General features: G+C 30.7%; 20 protein-coding genes. 11 read left to right on the forward strand and 9 right to left on the reverse strand.

Features of this window, described 5'->3' with window-relative positions; genetic code table 11:
* The first annotated feature begins 13 nt into the window (after positions 1-13).
* From feoB to M2214_RS01205, 6 genes are all read left to right on the forward strand, one after another.
* Positions 14-2008, forward strand: coding sequence for a ferrous iron transport protein B (gene feoB / locus M2214_RS01175; protein ID WP_248481885.1), 1995 nt, complete (start codon positions 14-16; stop codon positions 2006-2008).
* Between the two features lie 17 nt (positions 2009-2025).
* Positions 2026-2172 carry a FeoB-associated Cys-rich membrane protein gene (locus tag M2214_RS01180; RefSeq protein WP_248481887.1) on the forward strand — a complete coding sequence of 49 codons (147 nt, stop codon included), beginning with the start codon at positions 2026-2028 and terminating at the stop codon, positions 2170-2172.
* 424 nt (positions 2173-2596) lie between these two features.
* Positions 2597-3961 (forward strand): flavodoxin, encoded by a 1365-nt coding sequence (locus tag M2214_RS18245; protein WP_326521603.1) that lies wholly within the window; start codon positions 2597-2599, stop codon positions 3959-3961.
* A gap of 164 nt (positions 3962-4125) precedes the next feature.
* On the forward strand, positions 4126-4968 hold the full coding sequence (locus tag M2214_RS01195; protein ID WP_248481888.1) for a DUF5685 family protein: 843 nt from the start codon (positions 4126-4128) through the stop codon (positions 4966-4968).
* Positions 4952-5530, forward strand: a complete 579-nt coding sequence (locus M2214_RS01200) for a J domain-containing protein (protein WP_248481890.1) — start codon at positions 4952-4954, stop codon at positions 5528-5530. The genes M2214_RS01195 and M2214_RS01200 overlap by 17 nt, the downstream gene beginning before the upstream one ends.
* A gap of 9 nt (positions 5531-5539) precedes the next feature.
* On the forward strand, positions 5540-6034 hold the full coding sequence (locus tag M2214_RS01205) for a hypothetical protein (RefSeq protein ID WP_248481892.1): 495 nt from the start codon (positions 5540-5542) through the stop codon (positions 6032-6034).
* Between the two features lie 124 nt (positions 6035-6158).
* On the opposite strand, the gene M2214_RS01210 is transcribed toward M2214_RS01205, so the two are convergent.
* Positions 6159-6884 carry an HAD family hydrolase gene (locus tag M2214_RS01210; RefSeq protein WP_248481894.1) on the reverse strand — a complete coding sequence of 242 codons (726 nt, stop codon included), beginning with the start codon at positions 6882-6884 and terminating at the stop codon, positions 6159-6161.
* 253 nt (positions 6885-7137) lie between these two features.
* On the opposite strand from M2214_RS01210, the gene M2214_RS01215 reads away from it, so the two are divergent.
* Positions 7138-8217: a hypothetical protein gene (locus M2214_RS01215; RefSeq protein WP_248481896.1), complete on the forward strand. Its 1080-nt coding sequence runs from the start codon at positions 7138-7140 to the stop codon at positions 8215-8217.
* Between the two features lie 79 nt (positions 8218-8296).
* Complete coding sequence (locus M2214_RS01220; RefSeq protein WP_248481898.1) at positions 8297-9244, forward strand: calcium/sodium antiporter; 948 nt, start codon at positions 8297-8299, stop codon at positions 9242-9244.
* A gap of 141 nt (positions 9245-9385) precedes the next feature.
* Here the strand turns inward: M2214_RS01220 and M2214_RS01225 are convergent, their stop codons facing one another.
* Positions 9386-9781 carry a hypothetical protein gene (locus tag M2214_RS01225; RefSeq protein ID WP_248481900.1) on the reverse strand — a complete coding sequence of 132 codons (396 nt, stop codon included), beginning with the start codon at positions 9779-9781 and terminating at the stop codon, positions 9386-9388.
* A 181-nt stretch (positions 9782-9962) separates the two neighbouring features.
* On the opposite strand from M2214_RS01225, the gene M2214_RS01230 reads away from it, so the two are divergent.
* A complete protein-coding gene (locus tag M2214_RS01230) occupies positions 9963-11318 on the forward strand; it encodes an S-layer homology domain-containing protein (RefSeq protein ID WP_248481902.1) in 1356 nt (451 codons plus the stop codon).
* Positions 11319-11393: 75 nt separating this feature from the next.
* Here M2214_RS01230 and M2214_RS01235 read toward each other — a convergent pair whose 3' ends face one another.
* From M2214_RS01235 to M2214_RS01265, 7 genes are all read right to left on the reverse strand, one after another.
* Positions 11394-12011, reverse strand: coding sequence for an HAD family hydrolase (locus M2214_RS01235; RefSeq protein ID WP_248481904.1), 618 nt, complete (start codon positions 12009-12011; stop codon positions 11394-11396).
* Between the two features lie 51 nt (positions 12012-12062).
* Positions 12063-12860 (reverse strand): methyltetrahydrofolate cobalamin methyltransferase, encoded by a 798-nt coding sequence (locus M2214_RS01240; protein WP_248481905.1) that lies wholly within the window; start codon positions 12858-12860, stop codon positions 12063-12065.
* Positions 12861-12913: 53 nt separating this feature from the next.
* Entirely contained in the window at positions 12914-13537 is a 624-nt protein-coding gene (locus tag M2214_RS01245; RefSeq protein ID WP_248481907.1) for a corrinoid protein, read from the reverse strand.
* Between the two features lie 154 nt (positions 13538-13691).
* A complete protein-coding gene (locus M2214_RS01250; protein ID WP_248481909.1) occupies positions 13692-15128 on the reverse strand; it encodes a trimethylamine methyltransferase family protein in 1437 nt (478 codons plus the stop codon).
* Positions 15129-15294: 166 nt separating this feature from the next.
* Positions 15295-15576, reverse strand: coding sequence for a hypothetical protein (locus M2214_RS01255; RefSeq protein WP_248481911.1), 282 nt, complete (start codon positions 15574-15576; stop codon positions 15295-15297).
* Positions 15577-15581: 5 nt separating this feature from the next.
* Complete coding sequence (locus M2214_RS01260) at positions 15582-16577, reverse strand: DMT family transporter (RefSeq protein WP_248481913.1); 996 nt, start codon at positions 16575-16577, stop codon at positions 15582-15584.
* Between the two features lie 81 nt (positions 16578-16658).
* A complete protein-coding gene (locus M2214_RS01265; protein WP_248481915.1) occupies positions 16659-17855 on the reverse strand; it encodes a phosphotransferase enzyme family protein in 1197 nt (398 codons plus the stop codon).
* A 322-nt stretch (positions 17856-18177) separates the two neighbouring features.
* Here M2214_RS01265 and M2214_RS01270 point away from each other — a divergent pair, with 322 nt between their 5' ends.
* Positions 18178-19914: an ASKHA domain-containing protein gene (locus tag M2214_RS01270; RefSeq protein ID WP_248481917.1), complete on the forward strand. Its 1737-nt coding sequence runs from the start codon at positions 18178-18180 to the stop codon at positions 19912-19914.
* Between the two features lie 16 nt (positions 19915-19930).
* On the forward strand, positions 19931-20659 hold the full coding sequence (locus tag M2214_RS01275) for a DUF1638 domain-containing protein (protein ID WP_248481919.1): 729 nt from the start codon (positions 19931-19933) through the stop codon (positions 20657-20659).
* The last annotated feature ends 59 nt before the right edge of the window (positions 20660-20718 follow it).

The following is a 20718-nucleotide window of genomic DNA, read 5'->3' on the forward strand; positions in this document are numbered from 1 at the left end:
TAGGAGGAGAATTATGAAAATAGCACTAACAGGTAATCCTAACAGTGGTAAAACAACATTGTTCAATTCGATAACAGGTAAGATTGAACATGTTGGTAACTGGGCTGGTGTTACAGTTGATAAAAAAGAAGGTAATATCAAAAAGAATCTGAACAAAACTGATATAGAGATTACAGCAGTTGATCTTCCAGGTGCGTATTCAATGTCACCATTCACATCTGAGGAATCGATTACTAGAGACTTTGTTAAAAATGAAAATCCAGATGTAATCATAAATATTGTTGATGCAACAAACTTAAGCAGAAGTTTATTCTTCACAACACAGCTTGCGGAACTAGGTATTCCGGTAGTTGTAGCTCTCAACAAGAGTGACTTGAATGAGAAAAAGAAAACGAAAATTAATATACCTGAACTAAGCAAAGCTTTAGGGTGCCCGGTTATCAAAACTGTAGCAACAAAACCAAGTAGCAATGGTTTGCAAGAGTTAATCTCCAAAGCTGTGGAAGTTAAAGGCAAAAGTCAAACTGCTCCATATGACAGCAAGGGAGTAGATCTTACAAATGTTGAAGCGGTAAAAGCTTCGGATAAGAATCGTTATGAGTTTGTGAAAGGGATTGTCTCAAAAGTTGAAAATCGTAAGGCGGTTAGTAACCGTCAAACAAAGCAAGATGTTGCTGATAGAATATTGGCTCATAAATGGTTTGGGATTCCAATCTTTGCAGTAGTTATGTGGGCTGTATTCGCGATTTCACAAACACATGTGGGACCGCTAGTGGCTGATACACTTGTTGGTTGGATCGATGGTATATACGCATTGGCAGAAGGCGCCATGGGAGAAGGAGTATCGCCAATTCTAAAATCGTTGCTGTTGGATGGAATTATAGGTGGGGTAGGTGCCGTAGTAGGATTCCTGCCGCTTATCATGGTATTATTCTTCTTATTAGCATTACTTGAAGACTGTGGTTACATGGCACGTGTTGCTGTAGTAATGGATAGATTTTTCAAGCGTGTAGGATTATCAGGGAAATCAATTATCCCTATGGTTATAGGTACTGGCTGTGCTATTCCTGGCATCATGTCGACTAGAACCATCAGAAATGAGAGGCAAAGAAGGACTACTGCAATGTTGACTCCATTCATGCCTTGCGGCGCGAAGCTGCCGGTTATAGCATTATTCGCTGGTGTGTTCTTTGACGATGCGTCATGGGTTGGCACAACAATGTACTTTATGGGTATCGCAATAATTATTATTAGTGCTTTAATAGTAGCAAAAATAACTGGTGAGAAAAACAAAAGATCATATTTCATTATGGAATTACCTGAATATAGATTCCCCAGCATCAAAAGGGCTACAATTTCAACGTTCTCTAGAGCAAAAGCATTTATTATAAAAGCGAGTACTATTATACTTCTTTGTAACGCAGTTGTACAAGTTATGCAAACATTTAACTGGCAGTTCCAAGTTGTTGCTGAAGGTGCTGAAAGCACAAGCATTCTTGCAAGCATTGCATCTCCGTTTGCTATCTTACTGATTCCGCTTGGATTTGGTGCATGGCAGCTTGCGGCAGCAGCTATTACTGGTTTCATCGCAAAAGAGAATGTTGTTGGTACTTTGGCTGTAGTGTACTCGATTACAAATTTCATTGATACTGAAGAACTGGAACTTGTAGCAGGTGGAGCAGATATTGCAAGCATTATGGGATTAACTTCTGTAGCTGCACTGGCGTACCTTATGTTCAACCTGTTCACACCGCCGTGTTTTGCAGCAATTGGTGCTATGAACTCTGAAATGGAAGATAGAAAATGGCTTTGGAGTGGAATTGCATTCCAATTCGGAATGGGTTATATCGTAGCGTTTATGACTTACCATATTGGTACGTTGATTACAACAGGTTCTTTAGGTACTGCTTTTATACCTGGATTTGTTGCAGTTGCAGCAATGGTGGGATATGTTGTATATCTTATGAAAAAAGGTGATGAGAAGGCGAATCAAAAGAATTTAGCATAAGCGAATAGGAGAAAATTATGGAAAATATAATTGTTGGAATAGTGATATTGTCAATTATTGCTTTATCTACTGCAAAAGTTATTAGTGAAAAAAGAAAAGGTGCCAAGTGTATTGGTTGCCCGCATTCTGGATCCAATAATAAGAAAAGCAATTGTTGCAAATAGAAAAATTAGATAAATATATATAAAAGACTGAGTGGATTTTCACTCAGTCTTTTATATTCTATATATTCCATGGAAAGGCACAAATAAGAATACATGAAAAATCTTATGAGAAGACGTAAAATAAAATAATTATTTTCCTCCTACTCGATATGAAATGCTTACATGATATTGTGTATTATACGAAGTTATTGTTTTGATCTATTTAGCTTGATGGGCATATGCCTATATCCCTATCTTAGATTTATAGCTATGGCCCTCCCTAAAATACAAGAATCTTAAAATTTAAAAAATATTTTAATGACTGAGTAGTAAACCTTATTTTGGATAATTTGTAATTATTTCATTATGTTATAGAAAATTTTGTATGAATCTCTTATAATGGACTCATACAAAATACTATCCTACTAAGAAAGAAGGTTTTTAGATGAATGTTGATAAAAAAACTCAAGGTTATCTCATGGTTGCAGGAGCAGGTAGTTTATGGGGTCTTCTTGGTTTGCTGGGAAAAATCCTTTTTCATTATCAATTATCTTCCCAAGCTGTTGGATTATCTCGACTCTTTTCTGGCTTTATCCTATTATTTTTGTATCTTTCCCTTAAGAACCCTCAACTATTAAAAATAGATAAAAAGGGGTTGATCCATGTTGCTTTTTTAGGCCTATTTAGCCAAGCACTATTTAACCTATTTTATTTTGGTGCCATTGAAGCTACATCCATTGCTACAGCAGTGATTTTATTATATACATCTCCTATATTTGTCATGATTTTATCTAGAATTTTTTACAAAGAATTACTGACTCCTTTTAAAATTATTTCTCTATTTCTGTGTATAATTGGATGCTTTCTAACAGTAACAGGCGGAAGGGTGGATGCCCTAAAGATGAATTTTTCAGGGATACTTGTGGGTATAGGTGCAGGATTTTGCTATGCTTTAATGCCTATTATAAGCAAGTCTATTGTAGATAAATACAATTCTTGGACCATTGTGTTTTATAATTTTGTATTTGGATTTTTATTTTTACTACCCTTTTCAAATCCGCTAGAAGTTCTTCAAGTAGGATTCGATATAAAAATATGGCTTCTTTTTATTTGCCTAGGATTGATCACCTCCATCCTACCCTACAGTCTATATGTTACAGGACTATCCTTTGGGATTGAATCCTCTAAAGCATCTATCATATGTACATTAGAAGTCGTGGTTTCTGTTACCATTTCATATTTTGTTTTCCGTGAAGCCCTTGGTTTCTGGAAATTAACAGGTATTCTATTGGTTTTATCTTCTGTAATCGTCCTTCAAGGAGATACAGGTTTACTATGTAAAAGAAAAAAAATAAGTATCGATTATAAGAGAGGTATATTTATGAAAAAAATATCTGTTATTTATTGGAGTGGAACAGGAAATACAGAAAGTATGGCACAATCTATATCAAAAGGTGCACAAGGGAATAGGGAAGTGAAGCTTGTAAAAGTAGAATATGCTACTAAAGAAGATATTTTAAATGCTGATGCAGTGGCTATTGGCTGCCCATCTATGGGAGTTGAGGAGCTTGAATCTGAGTATATGGAACCATTTATAGCTTCTTTTAAGGATATAGGTTTAAACGAAAAGCCTATGATTTTATTCGGGTCATATGATTGGGGCGACGGAGAATGGATGAGAGAATGGGATGAGAGAATGAAAAATTATGGAGCTAATATATTACAAGAAGGGTTAATAGCTCATTTAAGGCCAGAAGATGAAGATTTACATAAATGTGAAGAAATAGGAAAGAAATTAGCTAGTATTTAATTATTAGTTAAGAAATATATCTGTCACATTTACTTATTGAGATTCGGATAGTGTAGGACTTTTGTTTTGTTATTTAAACTCGTGCTAACGTACGAGTTTTTTGTATATGAAGATCTTTAAGTGTATAATAATATTTAACTATAAAAAAATAGGAAGGTATATAAATGTTTGGATACGTAAGAATAAATAAAATGGAACTTAAAATTAAAGAATACTACAAGTATAGAGGGTATTACTGTGGCCTTTGCAAGTATCTAAAGGAAAACTTTGGCGAAATATCTAGACTTTCATTAAATTATGATGTAACATTTTTGATAACATTATTATCTTCTATATATAAAAGCGAAAATTCAATAACTAAGGAACGATGCTTAGTTAAGCCTATGAATAAGAATTTGAGGATAGTAAATGATATAACCGAATATGGAGCAAACATGAATATCATACTAACTCATAACAAATTAAAAGATAATATAGATGATGATAAAAGAATAAAGGACTACTTACTTTTTTACATGCACAAAAGTGTATATAAAAAGATTAATAATACATATAGACAAAAATCAGAGTTTATACAAAATAAGCTAAAAGAACTATCAGAATTAGAAAAAGATAATACAATGAATATAGACAAAACATCCAATATATTTGGAGATATAATGAGAGAAGTGTTTCATTATAAAGATGATGAATATACATATATATTAGGTAATATAGGATTTAATATAGGAAAGTATATTTATATACTCGATGCATATGAGGATTTGGATGATGATTTTAAATTAGGAAGATATAATCCTTTTATGAACTATATAGATAATAAAGAAGAGCTTAAAAATAAAGTTGAAAATATAATTTTACTTATATTATCGTTTATAGAAGAAGATATTATGAAGTTGGAATTAAGTGATAATAAAGGAATAGTAGAAAATATAATATATTCAGGAATGTATTTGAGATTTACTAACATAATGAAAGGAAGAGATAATGATGAGAAATCCATATGAAGTTTTAGGCGTTAATAAAAATGCTTCTAAAGAAGAGGTTAAAAGATCTTATAGAGAACTTGCAAAGAAGTATCATCCTGATAAGCATATGAACAATCCTCTATCGGAATTAGCACAAGAAAAATTTAAAGAGATAAATGAAGCTTATGAGACTATAATGAAGGAATCTGAGAATTCAGGTAGAGCTCAATACAATAATTCAGGTAATAATTTTTATGAAATAAGACAGTATATAAACAGAGGAAATTTTTCAATGGCTAGAAATATGCTTTCTAATATGAATGATAGAAGTAGTGAGTGGTATTATCTTATGGGCCTTACATCAATGAGACTTGGTCTTTATGATGAAGGAGCAGATTTTATAAAAAGAGCTCATTTTATGGAGCCAAATAATATGGAATACAAAATGGCACATGATAATATAATCAACAGGCAAAGAGCTTACTCATCTAAGACATACCAATATAATGGAGGAACTGATATGTGCAATGTATGTACAACTCTTTATTGTGCAGACTGTTGTTGTGAGTGTTGTGGTGGAGATTTGATTGGTTGTTGCTAGGAGGAGATTATGAGTAAAAAAATAAGTTTTTTGGGAATGCTTTTAGGAATAAACCAAATAATGCTGTTTTTTTCTAGTATAGTACCGGGAAATAGACTATTTTTTCTAGGAATAGCGTCACTTCCAGTTGCTTTAGTAATAATAGAATTTGGATTAAAAAGCGGGATATTGTTTTATATAGGATCAGCTTTATTATCGCTTATTATAATTTTAGATAAAGTGTATTTAATACCATATATATTCTTCTTTGGGATATATGGAGTTGTAAAATATTTGATTGAAAAGGATAGAAATATTGTATTTGAGTATATACTTAAATTAATATCATGTAATGTACTTTTAATGGCAGGATATTTTATATTTAGGCATGTAATATTTATAAATCTTAGAATAAACGTTGTTGCGTTTATTTTACCACAAGTGATATTCTTGGTATACGACTATGCTTATGGATTATTTATAAGTTATTATTACAATAAGATAAAGGGAAATATAAAGTTATAGAATCTTTTGTTTTTTGTTTAATTAAAAAAATGGTGTTTATTTAAATCATAAGCTAAAATTTAAATAAACACCATTTTTAAGTATAACTTCTATACTTTAATTATTTAAGAAAAAGACTTTTATTCTAGATTGATACACTAACGCTAGGGTCTAGGTTGTATATTACATCTTTTCTTTCAACTATTATTTTAGCATTTTTAGATAAATAGGGATCGTTTTGAATCTTACATAAAAGCTCTTTGGCTGGATTTATAGCTATAGGATTACCTACTTTAGTAAGCATAGAGAAGTCTCCGTTTGTATCTCCGTAAGCATATGATTTTGATAAGTCTAGGTTGTATTTTTGAACGAAACTGTCTATAGCTTTATCTTTACTCTCAGAGTCCCACATTGGAGTAACCTCTCCTGTAAACTTGTTGTCTTTAAATATATATCCGCTTCCTACGCAATCTGCGACATTGTATTTATTAGCCATTTTTTCAACTAAGAAATCAGGACTTCCGGATATGAATATTACTATATGCCCTTCGTTTAAATGCCATTTTATCCTTGAACGAGTATATCTATAAACTCTTTCAGCTTTCAGACTTATAACTTGATTACTTGTGAATTCTATATCCTTTTTCTTAAGACCTTTTATAGAGGATATATATATTTCTGCAAGTTCAAGCAAATAATCATCGTAATTTCCTTGTCTTTTATCCCAATCTAAAAATGTTTGCTTAGCATGAGAGTGCCATACAGAAGGATCTACTAAATCATATTTTATAAGTTTTTTAAAATGTTCAACCATTAAAGAATCTCTATATAACGTACCGTCGATATCGAAAAAAGCTGCTATTTTTTTCATTAAGTCACCACCTTAAGAATAATTCTATATAAACTATTAATTAGACCAATTTTAATTTTAGCTATTTTAAATAAGTTTTACTTTATAAATATTATATACATTATTATGTAAAATTCAACAATATTTATTAGTAATTTAAAAAGATTAACTTATTTTATAATTAAAAACTTATATTAATTTAGATTATTTGGCTATATAATTAAAATTGATGCTTAAAATATAATATGTAAATAATATATGAGAAGGTGAGTAAATGGGCTTTTTATTTGCAAAAATTACTAATTCTAGGCTAATGGGAACCATGGGACTTAGAACAGCATTAAAGATTGATAATGATAGGTTAGATCAATATTTTTTACTTGATGCAGAAAAAGTTGGAATAGCAGACTATGTATCTATAAAAAATGGAAATGAGAGGTCTTTATACGAAGAAGAAGAAAGGCTGATGGGAGGACTCGGATCTGATAGGATATCTATAAATGAGAAAGAAGCTATGTATCTAATAAATCATTTTGGTAATAAAAATTTGGAGTATAATAAAGAGTTACCAGGATGCAAAGAAGAATATATAGACATAATAAAAAATGAAGCAGATAATGTAGATTATGAAAGTTTATTTTTAAAAATATCAAAAAAAATAGAAACTCCTATAGAGTTTATAAACTATATGACTATGAGGATAATAGGAAGTGACTATGAAGCATTAAATTTTTTTTCAAATTATTATATTGATGATATGAATATTACCGATAATGAAGCTGTTCTTCTTAAAAATAAAGTAGTACCTATGAAAAATAATAGATATATATCTGAGTTTATATTTGAAGATGATATATACTATAAGTCTAAAATCGGTTTTAATATATCTCATTTAAATGGATATTATAAAATAGACTCTATAATATACACAGATAAAGAAAAAGTAGATTTTAATATTGTTTCAAATGAGTTAAGAAAAAAGGAATATATAAGTATTTATAATGTAGAAAATATATTTTGTGAGAAATTTATATATGATAATCCGGGATTTATGAAAAGTGAGTTTGAGTGTGGTATTTTACTGACTGAGTTTAAATCTAATAATAAACATGTGAATAAAGACATATATTATATAAGTGGAGATATAAATGCTATGTACTATATAAATGATACACAGCTGGTAGTTGCTACTTATGATTATTATACGGAAGCTAAAGTAGAAAAAATACTTATAGAAGAATATAGCGAATATATAGGATTAAATAGTAAATATGAATTTGAAAACTCTTTGATATATGAATTTGCACAAATAGGATACGATGATTTTTACGATTTCATAGAAGATGACATTTAATAATTTGGTTGTGTTTTAGATTGATATATTATAGTATATGTATATTAAATATTGTATATAAATGAGAGGATGGTTAGGTTTGGATTATTTTATATTAATAATAGGTTTTGTGTTTTTGATAAAGGGAGCAGACTTATTTGTAGACGGATCTTCATCAATAGCAAAAACTTTTAAAATACCTCCTATACTTATAGGTCTTACTATAGTTGCATTTGGAACTAGTGCTCCAGAAGCTGCTGTTAGTATTAATGCTGCTCTTAAGGGATCTAATGAGATAGCGCTTGGAAATGTTGTAGGATCTAATTTATTTAACTTTTTACTGGTTATAGGTATATCATCTATAATAAATCCTATGAAGATTCAAAAGGGTACTATATTAAAAGAATTTCCATTTGCAATATTAACTAGTATTGTATTATTTATTTTATGCGCAGATACAAGCCTTCAAGGAGCGCACATGGATGTTATATCTAAGGCAGATGGATTAATACTTCTTTCTCTGTTTTCAGTATTTTTATACTATCTTATAGAGATGGCTATAATGTCAAGAGAAGATTATAAAGATGATGGGGAAAAGTCATCTTTAGGCAAGAGTATATTTATGAGTATTATAGGAGTTTTAGGAATTATTTATGGTTCGGAATGGGTGGTTGATGCCAGTTCATCTATCGCTATAGACCTTGGAATGAGCAAAAATTTAGTAGGACTTACTATTGTAGCTGTAGGAACTTCACTTCCAGAACTCGTAACATCTATTGTAGCAGCATTTAAGAATGAAAGTGATATAGCTATGGGAAATGTTATAGGCTCTAATTTATTCAATGTTCTTCTTGTTTTAGGTATATCATCATCTATAAGACCTATACCAATAAATCCAATTATATTTGTAGATATGGCATTTTTATTATTGGTTACTATAATAATATACATATTTGCTATAACTAAAAGAACAGTATTTAGATCAGAAGGAATATTTCTAGTATGTTTATATTTAGGATATATGAGTTATATAATAGTTAGAAACTAGAATAGTAATGGCTGTCTCAAAATAGAAATTAATTTCTATTTTGAGACAGCCATTTTTATTTATGTAAAAATTATATAAAGAAAAAGAAGCTATCTTTTGAAATGATCTTTAAAATCATTTTTAAGACAGCTCCTTGCTTATTTACTCATCATCATCCTCGCAATAGTCCATATCGTGCATACCCATCATAGGATCCATACCCATCATACCTGGCATACCCATCATAGGATTCATACCCGGCATACCCATCATACCTGGCATACCCATCATACCTGGCATACCCATCATAGGATTCATAGCTTGCATGCCTTGCTGCATTGCGCCCATTGGATAAACATATACCATATATCCCATAGGAGCGGGCATATTCATATCGTCCATATCCATCATAGGATTCATGCCCATCATAGGATTCATGCCCATCATAGCCTGCATTCCCATCATTGGGTTCATATATTGCATACCCATCATATCCATGTCCATATCCATATCCATACCACCGTTATATTTTTTGTTGCATTTTCTATAATCATACATAAGGTAGACCTCCCTGATAAAAAAAATTTTATTCCTCTCTATATATATATTTAAGTAATATAAAAATTGTTACAAAAATAAATCTTTTATATAGGAATAAATAGAGTATAAAAATAATATAAAATATGGTAATATAAATATATTCCGTGTATGGAATTAATTGGATAAGGAGGGGTTTAAGTTGAAAACTTTAAAATTAGTGTTCGCTTTAGTAATATCTATTCTGATGTCTTTTACAACTGTTTCAATGGCTCAAGAAAATGACAGTGTAAGTAGAATAGAATTATCAAAAAGCATAATCGATGCATTTAAAATTGAATTATTAGAAGGTGGAGAATCTTCTTTTAATGATATTAAAGCAGAAGATTCACAATATATTAATACTATAGTAGAGGAAAAAATAGCCTCAGGATATGGAGAGTCTTTTAAGCCTAATAAAGCTATTACTAACGAAGAGGCCATGGCTATGATAGTAAGAGCAATGGGCGAAGAAAAATTTGCTCAAAGAATGGATATTCAAGGAATTGAAAAAGGATCAGACTGGGCTAAGGGCTATATAGCTTATAGTATGGATAAAGGAATAATAGACAACAGTATTGATCCAAATGCAGTTTTAACTAAAGCAAACTACGATAGTATGATAAAAAATGCAGTTGAGTACTATAACACAGAGTTAAAAAGAGAAGGATTAACAGTATATGATATGCTAGATAAGGCTAGTCAAAATATGCTTGAGAAAAAGACTTACAAAGCTACAACTAATACGACTTCTACAAGTACTATAAAATCACAAGAAGAGTCTGAAGAAGATATGGTTACAAATATGAGCAAGGTTCAAGAAATACAATTTGAAGCTCCTGAAACAGTATACGTAAAAGATACTACTACTATGAAAAATCCAGAAACGGATGAAGATATGATTATGACTTCAGAGGTTTATATGAAAGATAGAATAATGTACATTAAATCTGATGCACAAGAAAAGTGGATCAAAATGGATATGAATCCTATGATGAATGAGTTACAATCTGTTATGGGAAGTAGTATGAATACTAATACACTTACTAAAGAGCAATTAGATGTATTTGGTATGTATGCTAAGTATGAAGCAGACGAAAAAATAGAAGACAAAGATTATTATGTTGTATCTATAGATATAGACAATGAATCATTTAAAGAAATAGTTAAGATGATAGCTGATAAGGCTACTGAAATAGCTGCTAATGTTGAAGATATAGAAAACAAAGATAAAAAAGACATAGATGAATTTATAGACGAGTCTGGCAATCAAGAAATGGTAAAACAAATTATAGATTCTCTAATCGAAAATATGCAATTGGAAATGAAGTGCAAGTACTATATAGATAAAGAAACTAAGATGTATGATAAGATGAAAATGGAAATGGATATGAATATGAACTTTATGGGAATGAACAGTGAAACTAAATCTACAGCTGAATCAAAGTACTATGACTTTGGAGAAGATGTAGAGTTCCCTGAAATAAGCGAAGATGATATTGAAAGTATCGAACAATAGAAACTGAATAGATTAATAAAAAATGATGCTTATTTCTAATAGGCATCATTTTTTTGTTTTGTCGGTTATCAAAAACTATACTTTAAATATATCCAATATATCATCAGGAGAGTTAACTATAAAATCCGCTCCTCCATTTTTAAGCTGAGATAATGTATGCCAGCCCCATGTTACTCCTATAGTCTTAGCATTTGAAATTTTACCTTCTATCATATCTCCCTTAGTATCTCCTACATAATAAGGTGAGAGGTTAGGGTAAAGATCTATAACGTGTTTGATCTTTTTTATTTTACTCTTTTCTATATCAGCGCCTATTACATCTTCGACACAGTCTACACCGTTTAATCTTAAAAAATCATTTGTTAGAGAAGAAATATTAGAGGTTATTATAAATACTTTATTATTTAAACTAAGAGATTGGAGCATGTCTTTTACTCCATCAAATAACTTAGAATTAAATATATTATTTTGAGAATTTCTCTTGTATGAAGAGAGAATTTCATCTATTCTAAATTCATCTATACCCAGGGATAATATACTTTCATAAACATTGTTATCGAATAAATCTAGCATATCCTTTTGAGAGTTTACAGATAAAAGACCATGTTCATTACAAGCTGATATAAAGTCTTTCGTAAATTGTTCTAGAGAATCTATTATTACTCCATCAAAGTCAAACATTATTAGATTCATATTTTTCCCCCTTTAAAAAAGAATCTCCCCTTATTAAAAGGGGAGATTGGTTTAAAATTCGAATTTTTTCTTTCTATATCCTTTTAAGTACTTCATACAGAAATTATCTCTTCCAGCTAGAGTTTCAGCAACTATTATATTTGCCATCATTTGCTTATCAAGAGGATTTATTAAAAGGCCATCAAGCCCTTTTGCTATAGCCATAGTAGCGAATAAACTATTCATAAATTTACGCTTTGGAAGACCATAAGATATATTAGATAGACCACATACTGTATGAACTCCTTTGAAATTAGTCATTATTTTTTCTACAGCATCTAAGAATTCTACACCAAAAGAATCCTTAGTAGCTATAGGTTGAACTAGAGGATCTACATATATATTATCTAAAGGAACATTATTTTGAACTAGTCCATTTATAAGCTTATCAGCTATTTTAAGTCTGTCATCAGTAGTTTCAGGCATTCCATCATCGCTCATACAAAGAGCTACTACCTTAAGGTCAGTTCCTGAAACTATTGGAAGTATCTTATCATGTCTATCTTTTTCAAGAGATATAGAGTTTATCATAGCTATTCCATTATGAACCTTTAAAGCTCTTTCAATAGCATTAGGATCTGGAGAGTCTATACAACAAGGGATATCTACTTCCTCTTGAACGTTCTTAACTAACCACTCCAGATATTCAGGTTCTTGACCTACGAATATACCTGCGTTTACATCTATATAATTGGCACCAGCATCAGCTTGATCGCGAGCAACTTTCTTTATGTAATCAGAATCTTGTTCTTCGATAGCTTTTCCTATTAATTTACGGCTGGCATTGATAAGTTCACCAACAATAATCATATTTATTATCCTCCTTTAATTTATCAAAAAGGGTTCCAAAGGAACCCTTTTAATTATTTTACCAATTCACGCGCAAGCTCTACTGCTTCAGCAGCATCCTCACTGTATCCGCTAGCTCCGATTTGATCAGCAAATTTTTGAGTTACAGGAGCTCCACCTACCATAGTTTTATATTCTAATTTCTCTTCTTTTATTTTATTTATTACTTCTGCCATGGCTGGCATAGTAGTAGTTAAAAGAGCAGACATACATACAACATCAGCACCGTGTTCTTTTGCAGCATTTAAGAATGTTTCAGTATCAGCATCTATACCTATATCCACTACCTTAAATCCAGCACCTTCCATCATCATAGCAACAAGGTTTTTACCTATATCATGCATATCTCCTTTTACAGATCCTATTACGATAGTTCCTTTAGAAGCGTTGTCATCAGCACTCATATGAGGCTTTAATACATCAAGACCTGCCTTCATAGAATGAGCAGCCATTAACATTTCAGGTACAAAAAATTCGCCTTCACTAAATAGTCTACCAACCTCGTCCATAGCGCTTATAAGCCCATCATTAAGTACACTTGTTATATCTGTTCCTTTACTAATTTCTTCTTCAACTGATTCAACTACTAATTCCTCATCAAACTCCAAAACTGCATCATAAATCTTTGATATACTCATAAAAAATCACCCCTAATAAAATAAATTTTAATTTAATAAGCTTATATTTATATCTGAAGATAAGCTATCATTATTAGATAAAGTGAAACTTAATAACTTTTGAATAAAATTAAAATGATATATTAATGTATATGAAAACTTAATCTAAAAGATTCTACCAAATAACATCTCCTTTTACTAAATTTTTGAATTTAGCATGTATGATACTATCAATCTCAGAATCAAATGCAGATTTATTAGGTTTAGAAAGTATTTTATCAGCTACTTTTAAAGCTCTAGTTTGAGCGTCTTCCTTACCATGGTCTATCCATTTTCCTCTCATATCACGAGTTGCAACCGTAGGATAGAACGCAGTTTTACGCATGTTTTTCATAGTGTGCATGCAATCCATATAAGTTCCACCAGGACCTATTTCTTTTATAAGATCTAAGCTAAGATCCTTTTCTTTAAATTCAACACCACGTTTCATTTGTTTTAACATTAAAGCTATCTCGTTATCTATAACGGCTTTACCAAAGTCAAATGCCATAAGGCTTCCCAGTAATCCTCCCATGTTGAATAAATCAGAACCACCAAGTAGTGCAGCAGTAGTGTTCATTCCGGTTTCGTAGCCACACTGAGCATCGTTTACTTGAGAGTTAGTAAGACCTATATATCCTCCTGATGGAACATTATAAAATCTTGCCATTTCAGTATGAGCTCTTTGAAGTATTCCAGTTTCTATAGCACCTGGTGCATAGTTACCAGTTCTCATATCTGCAACAGTAGAAAGAACTGCATATATCATAGGAGCACCTGGTCTTATCATTTGAATAAGAGTTGAAAGTGCTAAGAATTCAGCATTTCCAAGAACTAATGTAGATAGCATATTCATAGGAGATGTCATACCTGCATTAGGAACTATAGTTCCGTAAACTGGAAGACCCATTTGAGTAAGGTATATGACAGCCTCTGTAGATTCAACATCCATAGTAAGAGGTGATACTACAGGACAATAGTGGTGATTAATAAAAGGTCTCTTCATATAAGCTTCTTTAGAACCTGCTATAGTGTATCCCAGCTCTAATACTTGCTCTAAATCTTTGATAGTAGGAGTATTACTTCTTACAGGTTTTTTACAGTTTTTAAGTGCTGGATAAAAACGAGATAGACTTATCTGATCCTTAGGGGCATCATCAGCTAGTGTCGAAATAGAGAATACGTCAAATCCATCTAGTTCATTTATTAAATATGCAATATTTGCAATATCTGTAGATGTTGAACGTCTTTCTTCTCCTGTTTTAGGATCTATAATATTAGGAGCAGAGCTTCCTGTAACTATAACAGGTCTATCGTTTTTAAGATTTATATCAAACTTAGGGTCTTGAGCTGTAAATATATAATCAGGAACATAGTACTGTCTATATTTCTCAACTATGTCTTTTGGTATTTTGACAATACAAGTTTTATTGTCAACTATACAGCCATTCTTTGAAAAGATGTCTCTAGCTTTTTCATTTCTAACTATGAGCCCTATATCTTCAACTATTTCAAGTGAAGCCTCATGAATTTTTAATATTTGATCTTTATCAAAAAAATCAGCATAATGCATAATAATTTCCCCCCTAAATATATATAAACTTGAAATATTTTTATCGAAATATTTATCAAGACTTTATTAAATTATGTATAACATACAGGCCCTCGTATAGAAGGAACCTGTATGTTAATATATAAAGAAATCTATAGCAAATCTATATCAAAACTTGAGGATCATGTTAATCTATCCATTCCTTAGGAAGATATTTGAGTCTGCCTAGTCCATACTCGGTTATATTGTATTTCTCGGTTAGTTCATTATTATCGTCAAAATAAACATCAGTAGTCTCAATCATTCCTACAGCCTTAAGTGATTGTATATATGAGCTTATAATTGTTTTTTTAAATTGACCTTCAGTGCCATATTCATCTTTTAAATTGTCCATAATGTCGTGTATAGTTAGATTTTCTTTTTTTGATAAAAGATGAAGTATTCTAAATTTCATAGGAAGCTTTGCCATTTAAATCACTCCTTATTTCTCAGATTTAAAAGATCTTTAGGATTAGCTGATACTAAAAGAGTACCTAGTGTAATAACTAAACATCCTATTATTAGATTTAAAGTGATTTGAAGGTCTGTAAACAACCAACCAAATAAAACAGACCATAAGGCGTAAGTTATATTAAAAGCCATGGCACGGCTTACACCAGTTGTATTAAGAGCTCTATACCAGCCGATATAAGATAATCCTCCAGCTAAACCAGCTAGTGCTACAAAATATAAGCTATGCTGCTTAAAAGCGTTAAAGAATACAGGGAATCCTGCTACAAGTGGAAGTATAGCAACTAAATATACAATAAAAGATGTAGCCTCCCTAATACCAATAGATATATCAGGGTCAACCATATCCATACCATAGGTTGATAGAACGCCTTCAGTAGCCCAACCAAAAGCTGCAAGTAATGATAGACCAAGTCCTAGATAAAAATGAGGGTAGTTTCCTCCTTCAGGAGGAACATATCCTACTATTATTGCGCCAACTATACAACAGAAAATTCCAAACCAAACTCTAGGCGATATCTTTTCTTTTAAAATAATGACTCCGAGTATAGCTCCAAGAGCAGGATAGGTAGCAGTTATTGAAAGAGCATAGGATGTTCCAGCTAAATTTATACCAAGCAAGTAACCAGACATACCTATAGGACCTCCGAATAAAGCTGCTAAACATACAATTTTACCAGGTTTTGTACTAAGAGTTCTTCCATATTCCTTCCACTTGCCATTGAATAAATTAACTAAAAATACCCAAAATGCTGCAAAACCATCATGAAGAGCAGCCCCAGCTAGTGGAGCTGCGTATAAGCTAATACCATTTGTAAAAGGCGCCATTCCGAGTGCAATACCCAAAAGAACACCACTAAGTCCCCATGAAGCACCAGAGAATATACCAAAACCAATTCCTTTTTTAGCGTGGGAAAGTTCAAGTTCCATTTGAGATTGCTTAGCGGATTTTAAATCCATAGATATTCCTCCTTAATTAAGTTTTACTTAATCTAAAACAGAAAAGTTTTGATATAGAGAGAAATGCTATAGATAACTAAGCTATAGTGATTTTGTCATATTTGCTATATCGTCTTTATGATTCTCTATCCACTTCATAAGTCTTACATTGTGTTGAAGATAAGCTGTGTATTCATACTCATTAAGATCAACGCCATCATAATAAGCACAAACATCCCAATTTATAAGATACATATTAGCGGCTGCCATCATTGTAGGAAGATAATTTATCTCTAAATCAGTAAGCGGAGACAATTCATCTATTTCTTTTAATGTATCCTGGTATGACTTTAAGAAAATTTGACATTTATCAAGTCTTAAAACACCATCTTGGTCGTCGTCCCATGAACTACAGCAATAAGCCATAGCAAGACATACATCGAATAGTCTAAGGTCTATTTTTGACCAGTCAAAGTCAAATATACCCACAACCTTATTGTTTAAATATTTTAAATTTCCGGGATGATAGTCGTTATGACAAGGATTTTTAGGCATTTTATCTACATCTTCTGAAGGAATCTGAGAAGTTTCAATAACATCTAATATATAATCTATATTTTTAATGTAATATTTATGGAACTTTGTATTCAAATCTTTCTTAGTGAAATCTTTATATTTTGATGGTAAAGTAGGCAATAAATCCATTATTTTAGGTTCAGCTCTTTCAAGATCTTCAGGATTAAACTTATGAGAAGCGTTATGAAAACGACCTAAAATCGATGCTAAAGATTTATATTCTTCATCATTGCAGTTAGGATTATCCCATGAATATTTATCTTCACCAGCTAAATAATTGTATACAGCAAAGTATTGAATAACTCCCGAGTTTCTTTCTTTTCTCACAAAAGTAGAGTTATCAATAGCTGGTATTAGATTAGCTGCAATATCGAGTCCATTATCAATTGAGAATTTTATAAGAGAATGTTCAAACTTTATTTCGTTTTCAGTTATACCATTCTTATATCTTCTAACAAAGTATTCATATTTTTGACCATCTTTTTCAGCATAAATTGCAAAGCTTCTGTTTATGTATCCGCCAAATACTTCATAAACATCTAAAACCTTACCTATGTCGTAATGATTTTCAACAAGTTCTATAATTTGACTTCTAACCAAAGCTTTATCCATAGCATCATGAAAATTATCTGCTATATTTTTTAACTCTGAAGAACAATTGAAAAGCTCAGCTTTTTTGTCTATTCCAATATCACCAAAGTACAACATTTTACTAGTATCCATATAATTCTTCCCCCTTAAAGTATTTAATTGTAAAGCGAAACTTAATTCAGATGGAGTTTTTAATCTGGCTTAATTTTTATAATTTTTAGCTTTCGGATAGGTTGAAGCTTGATATTTGAGAAAATAATAAGAATTTAATGTAAGAGAAACAAGAGAAAAGTCCTATAGGACTTATTAGGTTTTATATATTTATTTAATATATTCTCTATGTATATAAAATAGTACATTCAGCCTGTACTATTTTCTGAATTTTGGCAAAATGTAATATATATTAAAATCTATTAATATACATATTGCAAAGTAAAGTTAGGGGCGATGTGGTTTGAAAAAAAACGTATATATAAAAAAAGGACAAAATATACTACAGGGAGTAAAAGAAAATAATATATCATTTTATGCACCATGTTCGGGCAAAGGTATTTGTGGTAAATGTAAGGTTAAAATCAAAAATAGTACAAGTAATATAACTGAAGAAGAAATCAAACATTTGAGCAAAAAAGAGATAAAAGAGGGAATAAGACTTGCATGTAAGACTTACATGACTGAAGATGGAGAAGTTGAAATAGAATACGACATAAATGAATGTAAGAGTGATTCAAAAAAAATAAAATACGGTATTGAAAGCTTGCTAAAGCACAAAAATATAAAAATAGATTTTGAAAATGGAATAAGCATAATAGATTTAATAAAAAAACAATTAGGAAATGTATATATTGATAATGAAATAATGAAAAATATATCTAATATGAACTACAATGAACCTATAAATATAATCTTATATAAAGATAAGATTATAGATGTTAAAGAAGATAATTGTTCCAATGAAAAATACGGTATTGCAATAGATATAGGGACCACAACTGTTGCAATATACTTATTGAATTTAAATACAGGGGAACAAATGAGTGTCAAATCGTTTCAAAATCCTCAGTCATTATATGGTGCCGATGTTATATCTAGAATTAACTATACAATAGAAAATAGAAATGGGATTGATATATTAAAACAAAAAATTATAGAAGAGATAGATTATAATATAGGACTTATTTTAAATAAGTTTAACATAGTTAAAGAGGATGTGTATAAATGTGTAATAGTAGGAAACACTGCTATGTCACACATATTCTGGGGACTTAATCTATATACTTTATCAAAGCTTCCTTTTATACCTGTTAATAGAGATATGTTATACGATAGGGGATCTAATATATTATTTGATAACATGAATAAAAATGCTGTTGTGATGTTTTTACCTAATATAGCAGGTTTTTTAGGATCAGATACGGTAGCTGCTATGATAGAAGCTGATTTGATTGATAATGATAAAAACATATTACTGATAGATCTTGGAACGAATGGAGAGATAGTTTTATCGACTAAAGAATCTCTTTTAGCATGTTCAACAGCAGCTGGTCCAGCCTTTGAAGGCGCCAATATAAAATTTGGGATGCAGGCATTTGATGGAGCTATAAATAAGTTTAAGATAAAAGAAGATATAGAATACGAAACTATAAATAATAAAAAGGCGAGAGGAATATGTGGTTCAGCATTAGTAGATATAGTAAGCGAAATGCTAAAAGCAGGAATAATAAATAAAACAGGAAAAATAACCAATCCACAAAAAATAAAAAATATAAAATTGAGTAATAGAGTAGTAAAAAAAGATAAAAAATATGAATTTAAAATAACTGAGGATATATCCATAACTCAAGATGATATAAGACAATTACAACTAGCAAAATCAGCTATAAGAAGTGGAATAAATATACTGATGCAAGAAGAAAAAATAACTGTACAAGATTTAGATTATATATGTTTAGCGGGAGCGTTTGGTAATTTTATAAATAAGGAAAGTGCAAAAGTAATTGGACTTATTCCAAATATAGATTCTGAAAATATAATATCTCTTGGAAATGCAGCAGGAGAAGGAGCTAAGAAATTTCTTTGCAATGATAAGTTAGAAGAAGATATAAATTACTATATGGATAATACAGAACATATAGATATAGCTAAATATGAAAATTTTCAAGAAGAGTTTTTGAAAAATATATACTTATAATTAGGGGGGAAACGATATGAGATGTAAAGCACTTATATGCGATGTTTTATCTAGGGATTTTTATTATTACAGTTCACTTAGCGATAATATAGTGGATATAGAACTTATGGATTCGTACAACCATTTGTATCCTCAAAAGATGAAGGAGAGTATACAAAAAAAGATTGATAACGTAGATTCATCTAAATACGATTATATATTAATGGGGTTTGGACTTTGTGGAAATGCACTTAATGGAATACAAACTAGAGATATAAAAATAGTTGTACCTAAGGTACATGATTGTATAACACTTTTTATAGGCTCTAAGAGAAAATACAAAGAGTATTTTGAAGAAAGTCCAAATTCTATGTACTATATGTCATCTTGGATAGAAAAAAACGGTATAAATCAAGATATGCAGGATTTAAAAAGCATAGGACTTGGAGAAAGTTATGAGTATTATGAGCAGAAATACGGAAAAAAAGGAGCAAAATATCTGTCACAAATATCTAAGGAATGGATAAAAAGATATAATAAAGCTGTATATGTGACAAATAAATTAGTAAAAGAAAATTATTCTCATGATGTTATAAATATATCTAAAAAAAGACAATGGAATTTTGAAGAAATAAAGGGGAATAGTGATATGATAGAGAATTTAATAAATGGGTATTGGAATGAAGATGACTTCTTGGTGGTTGAAAAAAATAGCAGAATATATTCAACTGGAGACGACAATATCGTAGGTTATGAATACGTATAAAACCAAGGGCGAAGGTTTGAAATATTGAATAATAATATCCTATATGATATTATAAAAAA

The sequence above is a fragment of the Tepidibacter aestuarii genome, from assembly GCF_934924865.1.
Taxonomy (GTDB): Bacteria; Bacillota; Clostridia; order Peptostreptococcales; family Peptostreptococcaceae; genus Tepidibacter_A; species Tepidibacter_A aestuarii.